The sequence below is a fragment of the Mycobacterium sp. genome (assembly GCF_032159775.1).
GTDB lineage: Bacteria > Actinomycetota > Actinomycetes > Mycobacteriales > Mycobacteriaceae > Mycobacterium.
On sequence record NZ_JAVHWK010000098.1, the window covers coordinates 1 to 20,417 of the forward strand.

General features: G+C 67.1%; 26 protein-coding genes. 24 read left to right on the top strand and 2 right to left on the bottom strand.

The annotated features are described in order from the left end of the window. The first annotated feature begins 87 nt into the window (after positions 1-87). The 4 genes from QOJ24_RS10665 to QOJ24_RS10680 all read left to right on the top strand — a co-directional run bounded on the left by QOJ24_RS10665 (position 88) and on the right by QOJ24_RS10680 (position 2,774). On the top strand, positions 88-348 hold the full coding sequence (locus QOJ24_RS10665) for a helix-turn-helix domain-containing protein (protein ID WP_526260961.1): 261 nt from the start codon (positions 88-90) through the stop codon (positions 346-348). Between the two features lie 99 nt (positions 349-447). Further along, the gene (locus QOJ24_RS10670) at positions 448-549 is read left to right on the top strand and encodes a 30S ribosomal protein bS22 (RefSeq protein WP_003402602.1); all 102 of its coding nucleotides are present in this window, start codon (positions 448-450) and stop codon (positions 547-549) included. A gap of 22 nt (positions 550-571) precedes the next feature. After that, positions 572-1,669: an SDR family oxidoreductase gene (locus QOJ24_RS10675; RefSeq protein ID WP_526260962.1), complete on the top strand. Its 1,098-nt coding sequence runs from the start codon at positions 572-574 to the stop codon at positions 1,667-1,669. A gap of 37 nt (positions 1,670-1,706) precedes the next feature. Then, a complete protein-coding gene (locus tag QOJ24_RS10680) occupies positions 1,707-2,774 on the top strand; it encodes a lysophospholipid acyltransferase family protein (protein WP_526260963.1) in 1,068 nt (355 codons plus the stop codon). A gap of 30 nt (positions 2,775-2,804) precedes the next feature. Here QOJ24_RS10680 and QOJ24_RS10685 read toward each other — a convergent pair whose 3' ends face one another. Together QOJ24_RS10685 and QOJ24_RS10690 are read right to left on the bottom strand one after the other, a co-directional pair. Further along, positions 2,805-3,341, bottom strand: coding sequence for an FAS1-like dehydratase domain-containing protein (locus QOJ24_RS10685; protein WP_526260964.1), 537 nt, complete (start codon positions 3,339-3,341; stop codon positions 2,805-2,807). Positions 3,342-3,371: 30 nt separating this feature from the next. Continuing rightward, positions 3,372-4,259, bottom strand: a complete 888-nt coding sequence (locus QOJ24_RS10690; RefSeq protein WP_526260965.1) for an HAD family hydrolase — start codon at positions 4,257-4,259, stop codon at positions 3,372-3,374. Between the two features lie 33 nt (positions 4,260-4,292). Here QOJ24_RS10690 and QOJ24_RS10695 point away from each other — a divergent pair, with 33 nt between their 5' ends. The 20 genes from QOJ24_RS10695 to resB form a co-directional block, all read left to right on the top strand. Further along, a complete protein-coding gene (locus QOJ24_RS10695) occupies positions 4,293-4,571 on the top strand; it encodes a glutaredoxin family protein (RefSeq protein WP_526260985.1) in 279 nt (92 codons plus the stop codon). A gap of 64 nt (positions 4,572-4,635) precedes the next feature. After that, positions 4,636-5,979 (top strand): glutamyl-tRNA reductase, encoded by a 1,344-nt coding sequence (locus QOJ24_RS10700; protein WP_526260966.1) that lies wholly within the window; start codon positions 4,636-4,638, stop codon positions 5,977-5,979. Positions 5,980-5,982: 3 nt separating this feature from the next. Next, the gene (gene hemC, locus QOJ24_RS10705; RefSeq protein ID WP_526260967.1) at positions 5,983-6,930 is read left to right on the top strand and encodes a hydroxymethylbilane synthase; all 948 of its coding nucleotides are present in this window, start codon (positions 5,983-5,985) and stop codon (positions 6,928-6,930) included. After that, the gene (locus tag QOJ24_RS10710; protein WP_526260968.1) at positions 6,927-8,597 is read left to right on the top strand and encodes a bifunctional uroporphyrinogen-III C-methyltransferase/uroporphyrinogen-III synthase; all 1,671 of its coding nucleotides are present in this window, start codon (positions 6,927-6,929) and stop codon (positions 8,595-8,597) included. The genes hemC and QOJ24_RS10710 overlap by 4 nt, the downstream gene beginning before the upstream one ends. A gap of 2 nt (positions 8,598-8,599) precedes the next feature. Further along, a complete protein-coding gene (hemB, locus tag QOJ24_RS10715; RefSeq protein ID WP_526260969.1) occupies positions 8,600-9,580 on the top strand; it encodes a porphobilinogen synthase in 981 nt (326 codons plus the stop codon). Further along, entirely contained in the window at positions 9,577-9,990 is a 414-nt protein-coding gene (locus QOJ24_RS10720) for a hypothetical protein (RefSeq protein WP_526260970.1), read from the top strand. Before hemB ends, QOJ24_RS10720 begins: the two co-directional genes overlap by 4 nt. A 20-nt stretch (positions 9,991-10,010) precedes the next feature. Then, positions 10,011-10,397, top strand: a complete 387-nt coding sequence (locus QOJ24_RS10725) for a hypothetical protein (protein ID WP_526260971.1) — start codon at positions 10,011-10,013, stop codon at positions 10,395-10,397. Further along, entirely contained in the window at positions 10,394-10,885 is a 492-nt protein-coding gene (mce1N, locus tag QOJ24_RS10730) for a transport-regulating membrane protein Mce1N (RefSeq protein ID WP_526260972.1), read from the top strand. Before QOJ24_RS10725 ends, mce1N begins: the two co-directional genes overlap by 4 nt. Beyond that, positions 10,882-11,130 (top strand): hypothetical protein, encoded by a 249-nt coding sequence (locus QOJ24_RS10735; protein WP_526260973.1) that lies wholly within the window; start codon positions 10,882-10,884, stop codon positions 11,128-11,130. The genes mce1N and QOJ24_RS10735 overlap by 4 nt, the downstream gene beginning before the upstream one ends. A gap of 63 nt (positions 11,131-11,193) precedes the next feature. Further along, positions 11,194-12,060, top strand: a complete 867-nt coding sequence (locus QOJ24_RS10740; protein WP_526260974.1) for an oxygenase MpaB family protein — start codon at positions 11,194-11,196, stop codon at positions 12,058-12,060. After that, a complete protein-coding gene (locus tag QOJ24_RS10745; protein WP_526260975.1) occupies positions 12,047-12,640 on the top strand; it encodes a TetR/AcrR family transcriptional regulator in 594 nt (197 codons plus the stop codon). Before QOJ24_RS10740 ends, QOJ24_RS10745 begins: the two co-directional genes overlap by 14 nt. Then, entirely contained in the window at positions 12,637-13,119 is a 483-nt protein-coding gene (locus QOJ24_RS10750) for a pyridoxamine 5'-phosphate oxidase family protein (protein ID WP_526260976.1), read from the top strand. Before QOJ24_RS10745 ends, QOJ24_RS10750 begins: the two co-directional genes overlap by 4 nt. Further along, positions 13,116-14,465 (top strand): cytochrome P450, encoded by a 1,350-nt coding sequence (locus QOJ24_RS10755; protein ID WP_526260977.1) that lies wholly within the window; start codon positions 13,116-13,118, stop codon positions 14,463-14,465. The genes QOJ24_RS10750 and QOJ24_RS10755 overlap by 4 nt, the downstream gene beginning before the upstream one ends. Positions 14,466-14,544: 79 nt before the next feature. After that, entirely contained in the window at positions 14,545-14,928 is a 384-nt protein-coding gene (locus QOJ24_RS10760) for a nitroreductase/quinone reductase family protein (RefSeq protein WP_526260978.1), read from the top strand. A gap of 87 nt (positions 14,929-15,015) precedes the next feature. After that, positions 15,016-15,552, top strand: a complete 537-nt coding sequence (locus QOJ24_RS10765) for a thermonuclease family protein (protein WP_526260979.1) — start codon at positions 15,016-15,018, stop codon at positions 15,550-15,552. A 71-nt stretch (positions 15,553-15,623) separates the two neighbouring features. Further along, positions 15,624-16,925, top strand: coding sequence for a glutamate-1-semialdehyde 2,1-aminomutase (gene hemL, locus QOJ24_RS10770; protein WP_526260980.1), 1,302 nt, complete (start codon positions 15,624-15,626; stop codon positions 16,923-16,925). Then, positions 16,922-17,542, top strand: coding sequence for a histidine phosphatase family protein (locus tag QOJ24_RS10775; protein ID WP_526260981.1), 621 nt, complete (start codon positions 16,922-16,924; stop codon positions 17,540-17,542). The genes hemL and QOJ24_RS10775 overlap by 4 nt, the downstream gene beginning before the upstream one ends. Beyond that, positions 17,539-18,135 (top strand): TlpA disulfide reductase family protein, encoded by a 597-nt coding sequence (locus tag QOJ24_RS10780; protein ID WP_526260982.1) that lies wholly within the window; start codon positions 17,539-17,541, stop codon positions 18,133-18,135. Before QOJ24_RS10775 ends, QOJ24_RS10780 begins: the two co-directional genes overlap by 4 nt. Continuing rightward, entirely contained in the window at positions 18,132-18,920 is a 789-nt protein-coding gene (locus QOJ24_RS10785) for a cytochrome c biogenesis CcdA family protein (RefSeq protein ID WP_526260983.1), read from the top strand. The genes QOJ24_RS10780 and QOJ24_RS10785 overlap by 4 nt, the downstream gene beginning before the upstream one ends. Next, positions 18,917-20,417 (top strand): cytochrome c biogenesis protein ResB (gene resB / locus QOJ24_RS10790; protein WP_526260984.1); only part of this gene is annotated, 1,501 nt, incomplete at its 3' end. The genes QOJ24_RS10785 and resB, both read left to right, overlap by 4 nt.

A 20,417-nucleotide genomic window follows, 5' to 3' on the forward strand; every position in this document is an offset into this window, starting at 1 on the left:
CCCGCTATTCTCCTCGTGTAAGCGCGGGGTCGTACCCAGCGGTGGGGAAGCCGCTGGAACAGCCCGTGCCTGAAGGATTGGGTTGCGATGACGTCTATGAACGGGCCATCGGGGCGGGATTCGGCGAGCGGGAAGCATGCACGAGGTGACGCGGTTCCCGACCAGCCGCCGCGTGCTCAATTTCTTACCGTCGCGGAAGTGGCCAGCCTAATGCGGGTCAGCAAGATGACGGTCTACCGCCTGGTGCACAACGGTGAGCTGCCCGCAGTGCGGGTCGGCCGGTCGTTCCGTGTGCACGCCAAAGCGGTCCACGATCTGCTGGAAACGTCATACTTCGACGCCGGATAGCCGTTGTCGGTTTTTTCTCCGCAACACCTGCCCGGTAAAGTGTGCGGGTCGCGCCAAGTGGCGCGTAAGCACGTCCCAAACATCTAGGTAGCGGAGTTCATGGGTTCAGTCATCAAGAAGCGGCGTAAGCGCATGTCGAAGAAGAAGCATCGCAAGCTGCTTCGTCGCACCCGGGTGCAGCGCAGAAAACTCGGCAAGTAGTTTCCGTCGATAGGCTGACCGGATGGATTCCCAAGATCGCTCCGGGGGCCGTAACCCGGGGCAGGACGATGGCTCCCTGCACCACCCCAAGGTCGTGCTGGTCACCGGTGCCTGCCGTTTTCTTGGCGGTTACCTGATCGCTCGGCTGGCGCAGAATCCGATGATCGACCACGTCATCGCGGTTGACGCGATCGCGCCGAGCAAGGATCTGCTGCGCCGGATGGGCCGCGCGGAGTTCGTCCGCGCCGACATTCGCAACCCGTTCATCGCGAAGGTCATCCGCAATGGCGGCGTCGACACCGTGGTGCATGCCGCCGCGGCGTCCTACACGCCGCGCTCCGGCGGCAAGGCGGCGCTCAAGGAATTCAACGTGATGGGCGCAATCCAGCTCTTCGCGGCCTGCCAGAAGGCGCCGTCGGTGCGCCGGGTCATCCTCAAGTCGACGTCCGAGGTGTACGGGTCGAGCCCGTTCGATCCCGTGCTGTTCACCGAGGACTCCAGCAGCAGGCGACCGCCCAGCGAGGGCTTCGCCCGCGACAGCAGCGACATCGAGGGCTACGCACGCGGTCTTGCGCGACGCAGGCCCGACATCACGCTGACGATCCTGCGGCTGGCGAACATGATCGGCCCGGCGATGGACACCGCGCTGTCGCGGTATCTGGCAGGTCCTGTGGTGCCTACCATCATCGGCCACGACGCCCGGCTGCAGCTGCTGCACGAGCAGGACGCGCTCGGTGCACTGGAGCGCGCGAGCATGGCGGGCAAATCGGGCACGTTCAATGTGGGGGCGTCCGGAATCATCATGATGTCTCAGGCCATTCGGCGCGCCGGCCGCGTCGCGCTGCCGCTTCCTCGGTTTGCCCTGTCTGCTGCGGATTCGCTGAGACGCGCAACTCGCTACACTGAGCTGGATCGCGAACAGTTGGACTACATGAGCTATGGCCGGGTCATGGACACCACACGCATGCGCAATGAATTAGGCTATAGCCCAAAGTGGTCCACGACCGAAGCTTTTGACGATTACGTGCGTGGTCGTGGATTGACTCCAATCATCGACCCGCGATGGGTACGCTCAATGGAGAGTCGCGCCGTATCGGCGGCGCAACGTTGGGGACGTTGAACAATGGCTCTAAATCGGGTGGGGAGAAGGTAGCGAAGTGGCGGGTGAATCAAAAGCGAAAGTGATTCCGCTGCATTCCAATACGGGTAGGCAGGCTGCTCAGCGGCGGGCCGCCGCCCGTGGCGAGGCCGCGCGCCGACATCCCTCCCTGCTCAGCGATCCGGCCGGCCGCGCGTCGGCCGAGCAGATCGCCGCCGTCGTCCGCGAGATCGACGACCGCCGCTCGGCGGCTGCAGGTGCCGCGCCCGTCGACGAGTCGCCGAACGAACTCGCCAGCCGTATCGCCGGAGTTGCTGAATTCGTCCGCAAGCGGATGATGGGCGACTACACAGTCGACGAATTCGGGTTCGATCAGCACCTCAATGATTCGGTCTTCTTGCCTTTGCTGAGAGTTCTTTTCAACTCCTGGTTCCGCGTCGAGGTCAGCGGCATCGAGAACCTGCCGGAGACCGGCGCGGCGTTGATCGTCGCCAACCACGCCGGCGTCCTGCCGTTCGACGGGCTGATGGCGTCGGTCGCCGTACACGACAAGCACCCCACGCACAGGGACCTGCGCCTGCTGGCCGCCGACATGGTGTTCAACATGCCCGTGATGGGCCAGGCGGCACGCAAGGCGGGCCATACGATGGCCTGCACCTCCGACGCGCACCGACTACTCGCAGCAGGCGAGCTGACCGCGGTGTTCCCCGAGGGCTACAAGGGTCTGGGCAAGCACTTCAAGGACCGGTACAAGCTGCAGAGATTCGGTCGTGGCGGCTTCGTCTCAGCGGCGCTGCGGGCCAAGGCGCCGATCGTGCCCTGCTCGATCGTGGGTTCCGAGGAGATCTACCCGATGATCGCCGACGTGAAGCTGCTGGCCCGGCTGTTCGGGCTGCCCTACTTCCCGATCACGCCGCTGTTCCCGCTCGCCGGGCCCGCGGGCCTGGTGCCCCTGCCGTCGAAGTGGCACATCCAGTTCGGCGAGGCGATTGACACGACTGACTACGACGACTCGGCGGCCGACGATCCGATGGTCACATTCGAATTGACCGACCAGGTTCGCGAAACCATCCAGCAGACGCTCTATCAGTTGCTGGCCAACCGCAGGAACATGTTCCTCGGCTGACGAACGGGCGAGCCTTCGGGCGTGCCGCGGTCAGCTCGTAGAGCTTTGCCCGGCAATCATTTTCGCGATCGCGGCGTCCCGTCGCGCTTTGATCGTCGCGCTCACCTCGTCGGCTTCGTCATCGTGGGCGGCTTCACCGATGACGGTGACGACGCTCGTGATCACCGGCTCTCCGTTGGCGTCGCTGGCCTCGCCGCGGATTTCGGCGACCACGGTGCCGTGCGCCTCGATGACGTTGTCGAGGTAGGAGTCGAAGAACAGCTTGTCGCCTGCGACGATCGGCCGGTGGAAGGTGATCTTCTGGTCGCGGTGCAAAACCCGCTCCATGTTGATCGGGATGGCGAACTGGTTGAAGATCTCCAGTTGCACCTTGCGGCCCGCCACGGCCAGGAACGTCAGTGAGGCCACCACGGAGTCGTAGCCGACCTCCTTGGCGGCGTCCTCGCTGTAGTGCGCGGGATGGTCGTCCTTGACCGCGGCCGCGAACTCGCGAACCTTCTCCCGGTCGACCTTGAAGTAGTCGGGATACCGGTAGTGGGTTCCGATGATGTCTTCAGCAATGGCCATTGCGGCGCGAGCCTATCAGCGCAGGCGAAGCTATTTGTCGTGGCGTCGCGATGCGATGGCAGCCAGCGCGCCGCCCGCCGCACCGAGCGCGAGCGCCGACGGCACCCCGATCCTCGCCGCCTTTCGCGCGGTCCGGAAGTCGCGGATCTCCCAGCCTCGCTCGCGGGCCAGATCACGCAGGTCGGCATCCGGGTTGATGGCTACCGCCGTGCCCACCAGCGAGAGCATCGGCACGTCGTTGAAGCTGTCCGAGTATGCGGTGCAGCGGCGCAGGTTCAGTCCCTCGCGGATGGCCAGTGACCGCACCGCATGGGCCTTGCCGCTGCCGTGCAGGATGTCGCCGACCAGACGACCGGTGAAGATCCCGTCGACCGACTCCGCGACGGTGCCGAGCGCGCCGGTCAGCCCGAGCCGGCTGGCGATGGTTGCCGCCAGCTCGTACGGCGTCGCGGTGACCAGCCACACCTGCTGGCCCGCGTCCAGATGCATCTGCGCCAGCGCGCGGGTACCGGGCCAGATCTTGTCCGCGATGATCTCGTCGAAGATCTCCTCGCCGACGGCGCCCAGCTCGGCAGTGGACCTGCCTTCGATGAACGCCAGCGCCTTGCGCCTGCCCTCGGCCACGTCGTCGCTGTTCTCCCGACCGGTGAGCTGAAACTTGGCCTGCGCGTAGCCGAATCGCAGCAGATCGCCGTAGGTGAAGTACTTGCGCGCCGCCAGCCCGCGGGCGAAGTGCACCAGCGACGACCCCTGTACCAGAGTGTTGTCGACGTCGAAGAACGCGGCCGCGGTCAGATCCGGTGGCGGCGCCGCGGGGCCGGCATCCTCGTCGTCGACGAGATGTGCCACGGCGGTCTGCGCGCTGGCATCGCCTGCCAACGCCTGCACGGCGGCTTCGTCACCATCGCGAATGGGCACCCATCAACCCTAAGTCACCCGCGGTTGCCGATACTGAATGCCGTGAGCCGTTCGCAGGTGGTGTTGCTGACCAGACAGGGGTGCTCGCTGTGCGAGCGGACCGCGGCACGGCTCGTCGAGCTGGCGGCCGAGCTCGAGTTCGACTTCACCACCACTGACGTCGACGCGGCGGCCGCAGCGGGCGATTCCGGGTTGCGCGTCGAGTTCGGCGACCGGCTGCCGGTGGTGCTTCTCGACGGCCGCGAGCACAGCTACTGGGAGCTCGATGAGCCCCGGTTGCGAGCAGATGTCGCGAAGTCGGAAAAGGGTTAACCGCGTCACGAATTTGGTGACCTGAGCAACTAGCGATTACCGTGGTCAACGTGGTGATGAGGCCATGAGCGTATTGCTTTTCGGCGTTTCGCACCGCAGCGCGCCGGTGTCCGTGCTCGAGCAGTTGAGCACCGACGAGTCCGATCAGGCCAAGATCGTCGACCAGGTGCTGCAATCCTCACTGGTGACCGAGGCGATGGTGCTGTCGACCTGCAACCGCGTGGAGGTCTACGCGGTGGTGGAGGCCTTCCACGGCGGCCTTTCGGTGATCGGACAGGTGCTTTCCGAACACTCCGGGATGGGGCTCGGCGAGCTCACCAAATACGCCTACGTCCGGTATGCCGAGGCGGCCGTCGAGCATCTGTTCGCCGTCGCCAGCGGCCTGGACTCGGCCGTGATCGGCGAACAGCAGGTGCTCGGACAGGTACGTCGGGCCTACGGCGCGGCCGAGGCGAACCACACCGTCGGGCGGACCCTGCATGAGCTGGCTCAGCGCGCCTTATCGGTCGGTAAGCGGGTGCACAACGAGACCGGCATCGACGAAGCAGGCGCGTCGGTGGTGTCGGTGGCGCTCGGCATGGCCGACGGCAAGCTGAACGGGCTGGCCGGACGCAGCGCGGTCGTCATCGGCGCGGGCGCGATGGGCGCACTGTCCGCGAAGCATCTCGTGCGGGCAGGCGTCGAGCGGGTGCACATCGTGAACAGGACGCTGCCCCGCGCCAAGAAGTTGGCCGACAAGATCCGCGAACTCGGTGTCGTCGCCGATGCGTTCCCGTTCGACCACCTGACCCCGGTGCTCACCGACGCCGACGTCGTCGTGAGCTGCACCGGCGCGGTGCGCCCGGTGGTCTCGCTGGCCGACGTGCACCGTGGACTCGCGCACGGGCTGGAGCCCAAGCAGTTGGTGATCTGCGACCTCGGCATGCCTCGCAACGTCGATCCGGCGGTTGCGGGCCTTCCTGGCGTCTACGTCGTCGACATGGACCGGATCCAACGCGATCCGGCGGCGCGAGCGGCCTCGTCCGACACCGAGGCGGCCCGAGCGATCGTCGCCGCGGAAGTGGCCAGCTATCTGGCCGGGCAGCGGATGGCCGAGGTCACTCCGACCGTGACGGCGCTACGCCAGCGGGCCGCCGATGTCGTCGAAGCCGAGTTGCTGCGGCTCGACAACCGGCTGCCCAGCCTGGAGGCGGCGCATCGCGACGAGGTCGCACGGACCGTGCGGCGCGTGGTCGACAAGCTACTGCACGCGCCGACTGTGCGGGTCAAGCAGCTGGCCAGCTCGCCGGGCGGCGACAGCTACGCAGAGGCACTTCGCGAGCTGTTCGAGTTGGACCCGCAGGCCGTCGAAGCCGTCGCTGGTCCTGAAATGCCCTTCGTGACAACCGATTTCGAAAACCCCGAGTAACACTTGGCAGATCTCATCCGGATAGGCACCCGGGGCAGCCTCTTGGCGAAGACCCAGGCAGGTGCCATCAAAGACGCCCTGGTGGCCAAGGGACACAACGCCGAACTGGTCATCATCGTCACCGACGGCGACGACCGGGCAGACGATCCGATCGCCGCAATCGGCATCGGCGTGTTCACCGCGGCACTGCGCGAGGCCGTGCACGACGGCCGCGTCGATGTCGCCGTGCACTCGTACAAGGATTTGCCGACCGCTGCGGACCCCCGGTTCACCATCGCGGCGATACCGCGGCGCGAGGACGCCAGGGACGCACTGGTGGCCCGCGACGGACTGGTGCTCGGGGAATTGCCGGTGGGTTCGGTGATCGGTACATCGAGCCCGCGACGGACCGCGCAGCTTAGAGCATTGGGTCTCGGTTTGGAAATCCGCCCCCTACGAGGCAACCTTGACACCAGGTTGAACAGGGTAAGCAACGGTGATCTCGACGGCGTCGTCGTTGCCCGAGCGGGACTGGCCCGCATCGGGCGTTTGGGCGATGTCACCGAGACTCTCGAGCCGGTGCAGATGTTGCCAGCGCCGGCTCAAGGTGCGCTCGCGGTCGAGTGCCGCGCGGGCGACACCGGGCTCGTCGCGCTGCTGGCGGAGATGGATGACGCCGACACGCGTGTCGCAGTCACCGCTGAACGAGTCCTGCTCGCCGAACTGGAGGCGGGTTGCTCCGCACCGGTGGGTGCGATCGCGGAAGTGGTCGAGTCCATCGATGAGGACGGTCGCGTCTTCGAAGAGGTGTCGCTGCGCGGTTGCGTGGCGGCGCTGGACGGATCCGATGTGATCCGTGCGTCCGGCGTCGGGACTCCCGAGCGGGCACGAGAGCTTGGCCTCTCGGTCGCCGCGGAGTTGTTCGAACTGGGGGCACGCGATCTGTTGGCAGACGCTGGGAGAGATAGATGACGACCCGAGGGCGTAAGCAGAGGCCCGGCCGCATCACGTTCGTCGGCTCAGGGCCCGGCGATCCAGGCCTGCTCACGACGCGGGCGCGCGCGGTACTTGCCAACGCTGCGCTGATCTTCACCGACCCCGACGTGCCCGAAGCGGTGCTGGCCCTGTGCGGGTCCGAGCTGCCGCCGCCGTCAGGGCCGGAGCCGGCCTGGGCCCACACGCCAGTAGGGGAGACTGCGACCCACACCGACGGTGACGGCGAGACCGCGACCACGGCGACGATTCCCGGGGGCCCCGACATCCGGCCCGCGCTCGGCGATCCCGCCGAGGTGGCCAAGACCCTTGCCACCGAGTCCCGGACCGGAGTCGACGTCGTTCGGCTCGTCGCGGGCGATCCACTGTCGGTGGATTCGGTGATCACCGAGGTGAACACGCTGACGCGGTCACACCTGCAGTTCGAGATCGTGCCGGGCCTGCCCGCCACGACGGCCGTGCCGACCTACGCGGGTCTTCCGCTCGGGTCGTCGCACACCGAGGCCGACGTGCGCGGCGACGTGGACTGGGCGGCGCTGGCCGCCGCGCCGGGTCCGCTGATCCTGCAGGCCACCGCATCACACCTGGCCGACGCAGCGAGCACCCTGATCGAGTACGGATTGGCCGACACCACCCCGTGTGTCGTCACTGCGCAGGGCACCACGTGCCAGCAGCGGTCGGTGGAGACCACGCTCGGCGGCCTCAACGACAAGGCGGCGATCGGCGCCAACGAGCCCGCGGGCCCGCTGACCGGTCCGCTGGTCGTGACGATCGGCAAGACGGTGGCCAACCGGGCGAAGCTGAACTGGTGGGAGAGCCGGGCACTGTACGGCTGGACCGTGCTGGTGCCGCGGACCAAGGACCAGGCCGGCGAGATGAGCGAAAAGCTGGTCTCGCACGGCGCGTCGCCGATCGAGGTGCCGACCATCGCCGTCGAGCCGCCGCGCAGCCCGGCGCAGATGGAACGCGCGGTCAAGGGTTTGGTCGACGGCCGCTACCAGTGGGTCGTGTTCACCTCGACCAACGCGGTGCGGGCGGTGTGGGAGAAGTTCAACGAGTTCGGCCTCGACGCCCGCGCGTTCTCCGGTGTGAAGATCGCGTGCGTCGGCCAGTCCACCGCCGACCGGGTGCGTGCATTCGGCATCGAGCCGGAACTGGTGCCCTCGGGTGAGCAGTCCTCACTCGGGCTGCTCGACGAATTCCCGCCCTACGACGATATTTTCGACCCGGTGAACCGTGTACTGCTGCCGCGTGCCGACATCGCCACCGAGACGCTGGCCGAGGGTCTGCGCGACCGTGGCTGGGAGATCGAGGATGTCACCGCCTACCGCACGGTGCGTGCCGCGCCGCCGCCCGCACACACCCGCGAAATGATCAAGACGGGTGGCTTCGACGCGGTGTGCTTCACATCGAGCTCGACGGTGCGCAATCTCGTTGGCATCGCAGGCAAGCCACATGCGCGCACGATCGTCGCGTGCATCGGCCCCAAGACTGCGGAGACAGCAGCGGAATTCGGCCTTCGCGTCGATGTGCAGCCCGAGGTCGCGGCGGTGGGTCCGTTGGTGGAGGCGCTGGCCGAGCATGCTGCCCGCCTTCGCGCCGAGGGTGCACTACCGCCGCCGCGCAAGAAGAGTCGCCGGCGGTAATCGTGGCGTACCCACGCCACCGTCCGCGCAGACTCCGGTCGACACCGGCGCTTCGGCGACTGGTGGCGCAGACATCTTTGGAGCCAAGGCATTTGGTGCTGCCGATGTTCGTCGCCGATGGCATCGATGAGCCGAACGCGATCGAGTCGATGCCGGGCGTGGTGCAGCACACAAGGGACTCGCTGCGCAAGGCGGCCGCAGCCGCGGTCAGCGCGGGCGTTGGTGGGCTGATGCTGTTCGGGGTGCCCCGTGCCGAGGACAAGGACGCAGGCGGAACCGCCGGCGTGGCCGAGGGCGGCATCCTCAACGTCGCGCTGCGCGACCTCGCCAGAGATCTCGGTGATGAGACGGTGTTGATGGCCGACACCTGCCTCGACGAGTTCACCGATCACGGCCACTGTGGGGTGCTCGACGCGTCGGGCCGCGTCGACAATGACGCGACCAACGCCCGATACGTGGAATTGGCTGTCGCGCAGGCGAATTCCGGTGCCCGGGTGGTCGGTCCCAGCGGAATGATGGACGGGCAGGTCGCCGCGATCCGCGACGGGCTCGACGCGGCGGGACACACCGACGTGGTGATAATGGCCTATGCCGCCAAATTCGCCTCGGCGTTCTACGGCCCGTTCCGTGAAGCGGTGTCCTCCAGCCTGAGCGGGGATCGCCGGACATATCAACAAGATCCGGCCAACGCCCGTGAGGCCATCCACGAGATCGAGCTCGACATCGCAGAGGGCGCCGACATCGTGATGGTCAAGCCCGCAATGGGCTACCTCGACGTGGTGGCCGCCGCGGCCGACATCTCACCGGTGCCCGTGGCCGCCTACCAGATCTCCGGCGAGTACTCGATGATCAGTGCCGCGGCCGCCAACGGCTGGATCGACGGCCGGGCCGCCGCGCTGGAGTCGCTCACCGGCATCCGGCGTGCGGGCGCCGACATCGTGCTTACGTACTGGGCGGCCGACGCGGCCGACTGGCTGGCGTGAGCGAGGGCGTGAGCGAAGGTAGGCCAGCAGACGTCGACACCGGCTTCTGGCTGTGGCTGGTGGCGGTGCCGTTGATGGTGGTGGGTTACCTGGTGGACCTGGCGAGCACACAGCATCCGCGCCCGCCAGCCGTCGTCTTCGTCCTCTCCGGAATGTTCATTTTCGTGATCGGCGCGGTCGTCGTCACGTTCCTGTTCCTGATGCGGCAGGGCTACCGGTGGGCGCGCACGGTGCTCACCGGCGGCGGGGTCGCCTCCATGGTTTATGCCGGAACCAGCCTGTTCTCCATTGACCGTCCGACGGCCGCTGCGCTGCTCTACGCGATCTGTGTCATCTTCGGCTCTGTCCTGATCGCGGGGGGTGTGTTCCTGCTGCACCGCAAGGACGCCCACGCCTTCTTCGTACGTTAGCGAACGTTAGGCTTGCCCGGATGTCAGCTCCTTTGCACCGCCCGCGGATCGTTGACGCCGCGTTCTGGTGTTGGCTGGCGGCCGCGATTCTGCTGGCCGCACTCGGTCTCCTGCTGGCGCTGAACAAGGCGAACATACCGGTCTTCCTGCGTGGTGCGGCCACGCTGTTCGTGGTCGCTGGTTTGGCGTTGGGTTACCTCGCGGGGCGAACACGGGCAGGGCAAAGCCGCTACCGTCGTGCCGCGGTGGCCCTCGCGCTGGCCCTTGTGGTGCTGCTGGCGATGTTCATCCTGGTCGGCGGTGGCGGCATCCTGTGGGTGTTGCCGATGATCCTTACGTTGGTTGGCGCGATTCTGGTGATGCGGCCGACGGCGCAGGAGTGGTTCCCGTCGGAGGCCAAACCATGACGCAGACCGGCGAGCAGGCCGACGTCTTGTTCTACGAGCCGGGCGCCAGCTGGTGGTGGGTGGCGGGGGGGCCGGTGTCGGGCATCGCGATGGTGCTGATCCAGATGTCGGCTGGATTGGGCTTTCAGTGGTTGGTGCCGACGGTTTTCTTCGTGTTGGTGACGAGCTTCGTCTCCGTCCAGGTCAAGGCTGCTCGGATCCACACGTCGGTGGAGTTGACGCCGACCACGCTGCGGCAGGGCGCCGAGCGGGTCCCCATCGATCACATCGTGCGGATCTACCCGGAGCCCAAGGGCAACGAGGAACACATGTGGATGTCGGCCCGTGCGCTCGGCGAGCTCACCGGCGTGCCGAAGGGCCGGACCGGCATCGGCGTCAAGCTGAGCAACGATCGCACCGCGCAGGCGTGGGCACGCAAGCACCGGCAGCTGCGGTCGCAGCTGGTCCATCTGATCGACGAGCGAATCCCGCCGGAGTCCAAGGCATGAGGCGCCCGATCGTCGAGCTGGTGGCGGCCGTCGTCGCGGCGGCCGCCGCAGTGTGGTGCTGGTTCGGTGCGCAGACGACCGTTACGGTCGCCCCGATACTGCCGGGCGAGCCGCAGACGACGTCGATTGCCTACAGTCCGCCGATGTTGGTGCTGATGCTGCTGCTGGCCACCGTCGCGGGTGTGCTGGCTGTCGTCGGCCTCACGGGTCTGATCGCAGGCGGTCGAGTCGATAGCCCGCCCTGAGCACAGCGTGAGGCCGATCACAGGTGCTTGGTACAAAGTTCGAAATTTGTAACACTGTTGCATGTGACGGAGTTGGCACGAACCGCCCAGCAGCTCGACGCGCTGCCCCTGGGCCCGCAGTCGCTGGTCTGGCGCTATTTCGGCGACAACCGGATGTACCTCATCGGCCCGCGGCCCGCGGTGCTGCAGAACATGCTCGCCGAACTCGGGCAGGGCGTCCTCGACCATTCGGTGTTCTTCGACGACACCGCTGCCCGGGTGAAGCGATCGCTGCCGCCGATCTTCATGACGGTGTACGGGAGCGACGACGACAACCCGGGCCTGCGGGTCCGTGACTTCCACACCGAGATCAAGGGCACGATGCCCAGCGAGGACGGCAGGGTCGAGCGGTACCACGCGCTGAACCCGGAGACGTACTTCTGGGCGCACGCCACGTTCGTCGAGCAGGTGCTGTACTTCGCCGACACCTTCGTCAAGCGCCTGCGCCGCGAAGAGAAGGAGCAGATCTACCTGGAATCGAAGACCTGGTATCGCCGCTACGGCGTCAGTGAGCAGGCGATGCCGGCCGACTACACCGACTTCGAGCGGTATTGGAACCGGATGATCGACGAGGTCGTCGTCGCCCACCCGACCGCGAAATACGGAGTTGGTTACGTCACGAAGGGATACCCGTGCCCGAAAGGTGTGCCGGCCGCGCTGTGGCGGGCGATCTCTGCGGTGGTCAACCCTGCTGCGGCGTTCCTGACCACTGGCGGCATGCCGCCGCCCACCCGCGAGCTGCTCGGATTGCCCTGGACCGAGCGCCAGGAGAGGCGGTACCAACGCTTCGCGGCGCTGTGGCGGTCGCGTCCGGTCAACTGGGTGTGGGATCATCTGCCGATGCGGCTGCGCTACAACAAATTCGCTCAAACCGGTTATGCGCGCGGCTGATCCGAGCACTGAAGCGATCCTCGACGCCGCTGTCGTCGAGTTCGAGAGGCATGGGCTGCGACGCGTCGCCCTCGAGGACGTCGCCCGGCGCGCAGGAGTCAGCCGCACGACCATCTACCGTCGGTTCGCCGGCAAGGACGAGTTGATAGCCGCCGTCGTCGAGCGCGAGAACGTCTCGCTGTTCGCCGATATCGCCGCCGAGCTCAAACAAGCCGGGCCGCAATCGAATTACTACGTCGAGGCGTTCACCCTATCGATCCTGCGGTTCCGTCGGCACCGCGTGCTGAACCGGATGATGACCGACGAACCCGCGCTGGTACTCGAGCTGGCAGGCAGACACTATGGTGCCGCGATCGACCGGATGGCCGACGCGCTTCGAGAGATTTTTCCCGAGGGGTTCGCTGAGCGCATCGGCGAACCCGCGGTCATTGAACTGGCCGACACGATTCTGCGCTACGCGGCGATGGCGCTGCTGCTGCCCGGCGCCAGGCCGCTCCACACCGCCGACGACATCCGCGCCTTCGCGACCCAGCACTTCCTGCCCAGCCTGCCGACCGCACTGCGGACGGTGCCCGCATGACAACACTCGACCGGATCGCGCCTGCCTTCATCGAGATGGCGCACTCGATCGTGTGGGCGTCGGTGGCCACCGTCGACGCGGACAGTCGCCCGCGCAGCCGGATCCTGCACCCCATCTGGGAGTGGGACGGCACCGACCTGTTCGGCTGGATCGCCACCGTGCCCAGCCGCGTGAAGCGGGAACACCTGGCCGTGCACCCCGAGATGTCGGTGAACTACTGGGCGCCAAGCCATGACACCTGCAGCGCGGAATGTCTGGTTGAGTGGTACTCCGACGACGAGACCCGAAAAGCGGTGTGGGACAAGTTCGCCAACGGGCCAGAGCCGGTGGGTTACGACCCGACGATCATCCCGTTGTGGAAGGACGGCCCCACATCCGACGCATTCGCCGCGCTGCGGCTCACTCCGTACCGGCTGAGGGTGATGCCCGGCACCGCGATGACGCAGGGCGAAGGCGCGGTCCTGCTCTGGCACTCGTGAGCGACGTCAGCGCGCTGCCGTTGGCACCGAAGAACCCGCTGTCGATTCGGCAACTGTTGAGGGCGGTGCGAAATCTCGACGCCGGACAAGAGGTGCTGCGCGATGCGGGCGGCACCGTCACCCGCATCCAGTTCGGCCCGAAGTGGTTGGCGCCGCCGGTGGTCGCGGTGTTCTCACCCGGCGGGATCCGCGACGTGCTGGGGCGCAACGACGCGTTCGCCGAGCGGTGCGTCGTGCACGAGGAAGTGCAGCATCTGGCGGGAGACAGCCTGTTCGTCCTGCGCAACGAGCCCTGGCTGCCCCGAAAGCGGGCGCTGCAACCGGTATTCACCAAGCCGAACGTCCGCAACTTCGGTGGTCACATGTCGCGGGCCGCGCAGGCGTTGTGCGACAGGTGGCCGGAGAGTGGGCAGGTCGACCTCGACGTCGACTGCCGACAGGTGACCATGCGGTCGCTTGGCCGCTCGGTTCTGGGACTCGACCTGAACGATCGCGACCATGTCATCGCCGAGCATATGCACGTCGCGTCCTCCTACACCGCCGACCGTGCACTGCGTCCGGTGCGCGCGCCGCGGTGGTTGCCGACGCCTGCCCGAGCCCGTGCGCGCGCGGCGGTGGCGGCGTTACGCAGCGTCACCGACGACATGCTGCAGGCGTGCCGCGCAGACCCGACGTTGGATGCGCCGCTCGTGCACGCATTGCTCGCGGCAACCGATCCCGAAACAGGGCGGTCCATTGCCGACGACGACATCGTCAACGACCTGCTGATCTTCATGCTGGCGGGTCACGACACCACGGCGACTGCCCTCACCTATGCGCTCTGGGTGCTGGGACACCATCCCGAGGTGCAGGACAGGGTGGCCGCCGAGGTGCGCGCGCTCGGCGATCGCGAGATCACACCCGACGACGTATCCCGACTCGGCTACACCGTGCAGGTGCTACATGAGGCACTGCGGCTCTGCCCGCCCGCAGCGGGCGTCGGCCGAATGGCCGTGCGCGATTTCGCGGTGGATGGATACCGGGTCCAGGCGGGCACCCTCGTGCTGGTGGGAATCTATGCCGTGCAACGGGATCCGGACTTCTGGCCGAGGCCGCTCGAGTTCGATCCCGACCGGTTCAGCCCTGAGGCCGTCAAGGCCCGCGACCGCTGGCAGTTCATTCCGTTCGCGGGTGGTTCGCGGTCGTGCATCGGCGAACACTTCGCTCGGTTGGAGACCACTCTGGCGTTGGCCACGATCGTCAGGTCGATGGAGATTCGATCGGTCGACGACGATTTCCCCGTTGAGGTTCCGTTCACGACGGTGGCGAAGGGGCCGATCCGCGCGCACGTCAGGGCGCGAACGTGAGCTAGCCTCGGGTCAGCAGCACGGCAAAATCGGGGCTACCCATTGCGGTACCTGCACACCGCCCATCAAACTCGGGGCTATGGCATACCTGAAGCCTCCGTGGTTCGTACGCAAGATCTTCAACAGGGTCGCGATGGCGACGGGAGTCGGCAACAGCCAGACGCTGACCGTCACCAAGCGTGTGAGCAAGCAACCGCAACAGATCCCGGTGGTCGTTCCCGAGGTCGGCGGCGTCAAATACCTGGTGTCCACCCGCGGGGAAGCCGAGTGGGTGAGAAACGTCCGCGCCGACCCGAACGTCAAGCTCGGCGACAAGAAGTACGTCGCCGCCGAGGTGCCCGTCGAGGAGCGGGCGCCGGTCATCGCCGCCTACCGGCCGCTGGCGGGAAAGGTCGTCGAGAGCTACTGGAAAGAGCTCCCGTCAGACGCCGACCACCCGACCTTCGCCCTCACCCCGGCTTAGGCTCGCCGACTTCTGCGTGGTGGTTGCGATCGGACCGCGATCGCAACCCTCATGCAGATCTCGGCAGCGCATCGATGGTTAGGTGACTTGATCAAGCAGCGAATGCGTGTCCTCGGCGCGGCGATGGTGCTGAGCATCATCGTGGCACCGACAGCGCCCGTGGTGAACGCCGAGCCCGTCCCGGCGACCGCAACGGTCCTCAGGGTGGTGGATGGCGACACCATCGACATTCGCGACGACGTGCGGGGCCGGCTTCGCATCCGGGTGCTGGGGATCGACACGCCGGAAACCAAGAAGCCCGGCTACTCGGTTGGATGCTGGGGACCGGAGGCCACGCAGTTCGCCCGCTCCAGCCTGCTTGGCCAGCGGGTCGCGATGGAGAGCGACCCGACACAGGACAGAACCGACCGGTACGGCCGCACGCTGGCCTACCTCGTGCGGGCGGACGGCTGGGACTACTCGGTTGAAGCTGCTCGCGCAGGCGCGGCGAAGTCGTACGTCTACGCAGGCGTGCCGGTCAGCCGCTATGACGCCATCGAAGGTGCGCAGACCGAAGCGCAGGTTGCTCAACGAGGGCTGTGGGGGCCGCCCTGTTGGGGTGACACGGCGTCGTTTCCTAGTTGAATCGGCCGCGCACCGGCCCGACCACTACACCCTGTAGTTGACGCATTCTGCCCTGCTGGAACACTGGTGGCATGTCCAGCACCGACGTCTCCGCGAAACTCTTCGCCGACGCGTGCGCCCTCATCCCTGGCGGCGTGAACTCGCCGGTCCGGGCGTTCACCGCGGTAGGCGGCACCCCGCGCTTCATCACCTCTGCCGAGGGCTACTGGCTGACCGACGCCGACGACAACCGATACGTGGACCTGGTGTGTTCCTGGGGCCCGATGATCCTGGGCCACGCCCATCCCGCGGTCGTCGAAGCCGTCCAGCGGGCAGCGGCCGGCGGCTTGTCCTTCGGGGCGCCGACGCCCACTGAGACCGAGTTGGCCGCAGAGATCATCGGCCGTGTCGATGCCGTCGAGCGGCTGCGGCTGGTCAACTCCGGCACCGAGGCGACGATGAGCGCGATCCGGTTGGCCCGCGGCTTCACCGGCCGCGCCAAGATCATCAAGTTCTCCGGCTGCTACCACGGCCACAGCGATGCGCTCCTCGCCGACGCGGGCTCGGGCGTCGCGACACTCGGACTGCCGTCCTCTCCCGGTGTCACCGGCGCCGCGACCGCCGACACAATCGTGTTGCCCTACAACAATGTTCCTGCACTTGAGGACGTGTTCGCCCGGTTCGGCGATGAGATCGCCTGTGTCATCAGCGAAGCCAGCCCGGGGAACATGGGCACCGTCCCGCCGTCGCCCGGCTACAACGCCGAGCTACGCCGCATCACCGCCGCGCACGGCGCGTTGTTGATCCTTGACGAGGTGATGACCGGCTTCCGGGTCAGCCGATCCGGTTGGTACGGGGTGGATCCCGTCGACGCCGACCTGTTCACCTACGGGAAGGTGATGAGTGGTGGGCTGCCCGCCGCAGCCTTCGGTGGACGGGCCGAGGTCATGGAGCGGCTGGCTCCGCTCGGGCCGGTGTATCAGGCGGGCACGCTGTCGGGTAATCCGGTCGCGATGGCGGCCGGGCTCGCGACGCTGCGCGCTGCCGACGACGACGTTTACGCGCGGCTGGACGCCAATGCCGACCGGCTGACCGACATGCTGTCGCGGGCTTTGACCGACGCCGGTGTCGCCCATGGGATTTCCCGCGCAGGCAACATGTTCAGTGTGTTCTTCACCGACGCGCCGGTGACCGACTTCGCATCGGCGAAGGCCAGCGACACCTGGCGCTACCCGGCGTTCTTCCATGCGCTGCTCGACGCGGGGGTGTACCCGCCGTGCAGCGCATTCGAGACCTGGTTCGTCTCGGCAGCGCTCGACGACGCGGCCTTCGACCGGATCGCCGCCGCCCTACCCGGCGCCGCGCGCGCCGCAGCGGAGGCCAAACCGGCATGACCGAGACCCAGACCGAGAAAACGATCGTGCACGTGATGCGGCACGGCGAGGTCTACAACCCGGACAAGGTCCTCTACGGCCGCCTGCCCGACTACCACCTGTCGGAAAGGGGTCGGGCGCAGGCGCAGAGGGTCGCCGACTGGCTGGCGGCTCGCGACATCGTCTACGTCGTCGCCTCGCCGCTGGAGCGTGCGCAGGAGACCGCGGGCCCGATCGCGGAGCACCACGGCCTGGCGATCGACACCGACGACGACCTGATCGAGTCGGCCAATATCTTTCAGGGCCAGAGGGTCTCACCCGGCGACGGCGCGTTGCGCGACCCACGTAACTGGTGGCATCTGCGCAACCCGCGTACGCCGTCGTGGGGCGAGCCCTACGAGGAGATCGCAGAGCGGATGACGGCCGCCCTGCATCGCGCCAGGAACAAGGCTGCCGGCCATGAAGCGGTGTGCGTCAGCCATCAGCTTCCGGTGGAGACGCTGCGAAGGTCCGTGACCGGAAAGCCGCTGCACCACTTCCCGACTCGTCGACTGTGCAACCTCGCGTCGCTGACCTCCTTCTACTTCCACGGTGACTCCTATGTCGGCTGGGGCTATGCGGAGCTGGCCGGGCAGTGAAGTGGTGGGTGGTCATCGCGAGCGCGGCGCTGGTCGTGCTCGCCGGATGCTCCACCGGTGATGACGCCGTCGCCCAGGGCGGCACCTTCGAGTTCGTCGCACCCGGCGGCAAGACGGACATCTTCTACGATCCGCCCGAAAGCCGCGGCAAACCCGGCAGATTGACCGGGCCCAGCCTGACGGACCCCGCCAAGACGGTCTCGCTCGACGACTTCTCGGGCAAGGTCGTCGTGATCAACGTATGGGGACAGTGGTGTGGGCCGTGCCGCACGGAGATCGGCCAATTGCAGAAGGTCTACGACGCCACCAAGGCCGACGGTGTCGCCTTCCTCGGCATCGACGTGCGTGACAACAACCGCGACGCCGCTCGCGACTTCGTGACCGATCGCAAGATCATCTTTCCGTCCATCTACGACCCCTCGATGCGCACGATGATCGCGTTCGGAGGCAGGTACCCGACCACTGTCATCCCGTCGACGATCGTGTTGGACCGCGAGCACCGAGTGGCGGCGGTGTTCCTGCGGGAACTGCTGGCCGGGGACCTGCAACCCGTCGTGCAGCGGCTGGCCGCCGAACCCGTTGCGCAGACATGACTCTGGACCGGGTCGACGAGTTGATGGCCAGCGGGCCGGTGGTGCTCGCCGCGCTCGTGGCTGTGCTGGCCGGCTTGGTCTCGTTCGCCTCGCCGTGCGTGGTGCCCCTGGTGCCCGGCTATCTGTCCTACCTGGCCGCGGTCGTCGGCGTCGAGGACGGTGTGGAGCCGTCGGGCGCGGTGACGGTCGCACGCAAGGCCCGGATCCGGGTGGCGGGCGCGGCACTGCTGTTCGTGGCGGGCTTCACCGCGGTGTTCGTCCTGGGCACTGTCGCGGTGCTCGGCATGGCGGGCACGTTGATCACCAATCAGCTACTGCTGCAACGCATCGGCGGTGTCGTCACGATCCTGATGGGTCTGGTGTTCGTCGGCTTCATCCCGCTGCTGCAACGGGATACCCGGTTGGCGCCGCTTCAGCTGTCGACGGTTGCCGGTGCGCCACTGCTCGGGGCGGTTTTCGCGCTCGGCTGGACGCCGTGTCTGGGACCCACGCTCACCGGGGTGATCGCGGTCGCGTCCGCCACCGACGGCGCCAACGTGGCACGCGGCGTGCTGCTGGTCACCGGCTACTGCCTGGGGTTGGGAATCCCATTCGTGCTGTTGGCCTTTGGCTCTGCGCGAGCCGTTCAGGGCCTGGGCTGGTTACATCGGCACACCCGTCAGATCCAGATCTTCGGCGGCGTGCTGCTGATCCTCGTGGGTACCGCTTTGGTCACCGGCGTGTGGAACGACTTTGTCTCATGGGTGCGTGACGCATTCGTCAGCGACGTCAGACTGCCGTTATGAGAAGGGCTTTCGCGCTGGCACGCAACACGTGGCGCACGCTGACCTCGATGGGCACCGCGCTGGTGCTGCTGTTCCTGCTGGCGCTGGCCGCGATTCCTGGTGCGTTGTTGCCGCAGCGCAGCCTCAATGAGGTCAAGGTCGAGCAGTACATCGCCGACCACCCGACGATCGGGCCGTGGCTGGACCGACTGCAGGCGTTCGAGGTGTTCTCCAGCTTCTGGTTCACCGCCATCTACGCTCTGCTGTTCGTCTCGCTCGTGGGCTGTCTCACCCCGCGGCTGCTTGAACACATCCGCAGCCTGCGCGCCACACCCGTTGCGGCGCCGCGCAATCTGGGTCGGCTGCCCAAGCACCACACCGCCGAGGTGGCGGGCGAACTCGACGCGGTCGCGGCCGCGGTGTCGGAGCGGCTGACCGGATGGCGGCGCATCACGCGCAACGAGGACGGCGTCGTCGAGATCTCGGCGGAGAAAGGTTATCTGCGCGAGTTCGGCAACATCGTCTTCCACTTCGCCCTCCTGGGCCTGCTCATCTCGGTCGCGGTCGGCAAGCTGTTCGGCTACGAGGGCAACGTCATCGTCATCGCCGACGGCGGACCGGGCTTCTGCTCGGCGTCGCCTGCCGCATTCGACTCATTTCGAGCGGGCAACACCGTCGACGGCACCTCGTTGAACCCGATCTGTCTGCGCGTCAACGACTTCGACGCGCACTACCTTTCGTCCGGCCAGGCGCTGTCCTTCGCCGCCAACATCGACTACCAGGAGGGCGCCGACCTCGACACGGACACATGGCGGCCCTACCGACTGAAGGTCAACGAACCACTGCGGATCGGCGGCGACCGGGTGTACCTGCAGGGCCACGGCTACGCGCCCACGTTCACCGTGACGTTCCCCGACGGTCAGACCCGCACGCAGACCGTGCAGTGGCGGCCCGACGATGCGATCACGCTGCTGTCCTCTGGGGTGATGCGGTTCGACCCTCCCGGCGGCACATATCCCGACGCCGCCGAGCGTCGCAAGCACCAGATCGCCATCCAGGGCCTGTTCGCGCCGACCGAGCAACTGCACGGCACCCTGCTGTCGTCGAGCTTCCCCGCGCTGAACGATCCAGCGGTCGCCGTGGACATCTACCGGGGCGATACCGGGCTGGACACCGGCCGGCCGCAGTCGCTGTTCACCCTCGATCCGCGCCTCATCGACCAGAAGCGGCTGACGAAGGCGGCGCGGGTGAACCTGCGCGTCGGGCAGGACACCCGACTGGATGACGGCACGAAGGTGCGCTTCGACGGCGCCGTGCCGTTCATCAACGTGCAGGTGTCCCATGATCCGGCGCAGGTGTGGGTGCTGGTCTCAGCGCTGACCATGATGGCGGGGCTTGTCGTCTCGCTGATCGTGCGCCGGCGACGGGTCTGGGTGCGAATCGCACCAGGTAATGCAGGTACCGTGAGCGTTGAGCTGGGCGGACTCGCCCGCACCGACAACTCGGGTTGGGGCGACG

What these genes read in the sequence shown, in the direction of transcription:
- QOJ24_RS10745 (WP_526260975.1), top strand. Translation starts at nt 12,047, where the DNA reads ATGCGCGCGGCTGATCCGAGCACTGAAGCGATCCTCGACGCCGCTGTC.
- QOJ24_RS10670 (WP_003402602.1), top strand. Translation starts at nt 448, where the DNA reads ATGGGTTCAGTCATCAAGAAGCGGCGTAAGCGCATGTCGAAGAAGAAG.
- mce1N (WP_526260972.1), top strand. Translation starts at nt 10,394, where the DNA reads ATGACGCAGACCGGCGAGCAGGCCGACGTCTTGTTCTACGAGCCGGGC.
- QOJ24_RS10775 (WP_526260981.1), top strand. Translation starts at nt 16,922, where the DNA reads ATGACCGAGACCCAGACCGAGAAAACGATCGTGCACGTGATGCGGCAC.
- QOJ24_RS10750 (WP_526260976.1), top strand. Translation starts at nt 12,637, where the DNA reads ATGACAACACTCGACCGGATCGCGCCTGCCTTCATCGAGATGGCGCAC.
- hemL (WP_526260980.1), top strand. Translation starts at nt 15,624, where the DNA reads ATGTCCAGCACCGACGTCTCCGCGAAACTCTTCGCCGACGCGTGCGCC.
- QOJ24_RS10735 (WP_526260973.1), top strand. Translation starts at nt 10,882, where the DNA reads ATGAGGCGCCCGATCGTCGAGCTGGTGGCGGCCGTCGTCGCGGCGGCC.
- QOJ24_RS10785 (WP_526260983.1), top strand. Translation starts at nt 18,132, where the DNA reads ATGACTCTGGACCGGGTCGACGAGTTGATGGCCAGCGGGCCGGTGGTG.
- QOJ24_RS10725 (WP_526260971.1), top strand. Translation starts at nt 10,011, where the DNA reads ATGTCAGCTCCTTTGCACCGCCCGCGGATCGTTGACGCCGCGTTCTGG.
- QOJ24_RS10685 (WP_526260964.1), bottom strand. Translation starts at nt 3,341, where the DNA reads ATGGCCATTGCTGAAGACATCATCGGAACCCACTACCGGTATCCCGAC.
- QOJ24_RS10665 (WP_526260961.1), top strand. Translation starts at nt 88, where the DNA reads ATGACGTCTATGAACGGGCCATCGGGGCGGGATTCGGCGAGCGGGAAG.
- QOJ24_RS10710 (WP_526260968.1), top strand. Translation starts at nt 6,927, where the DNA reads ATGACGACCCGAGGGCGTAAGCAGAGGCCCGGCCGCATCACGTTCGTC.
- QOJ24_RS10700 (WP_526260966.1), top strand. Translation starts at nt 4,636, where the DNA reads ATGAGCGTATTGCTTTTCGGCGTTTCGCACCGCAGCGCGCCGGTGTCC.
- QOJ24_RS10675 (WP_526260962.1), top strand. Translation starts at nt 572, where the DNA reads ATGGATTCCCAAGATCGCTCCGGGGGCCGTAACCCGGGGCAGGACGAT.
- QOJ24_RS10760 (WP_526260978.1), top strand. Translation starts at nt 14,545, where the DNA reads ATGGCATACCTGAAGCCTCCGTGGTTCGTACGCAAGATCTTCAACAGG.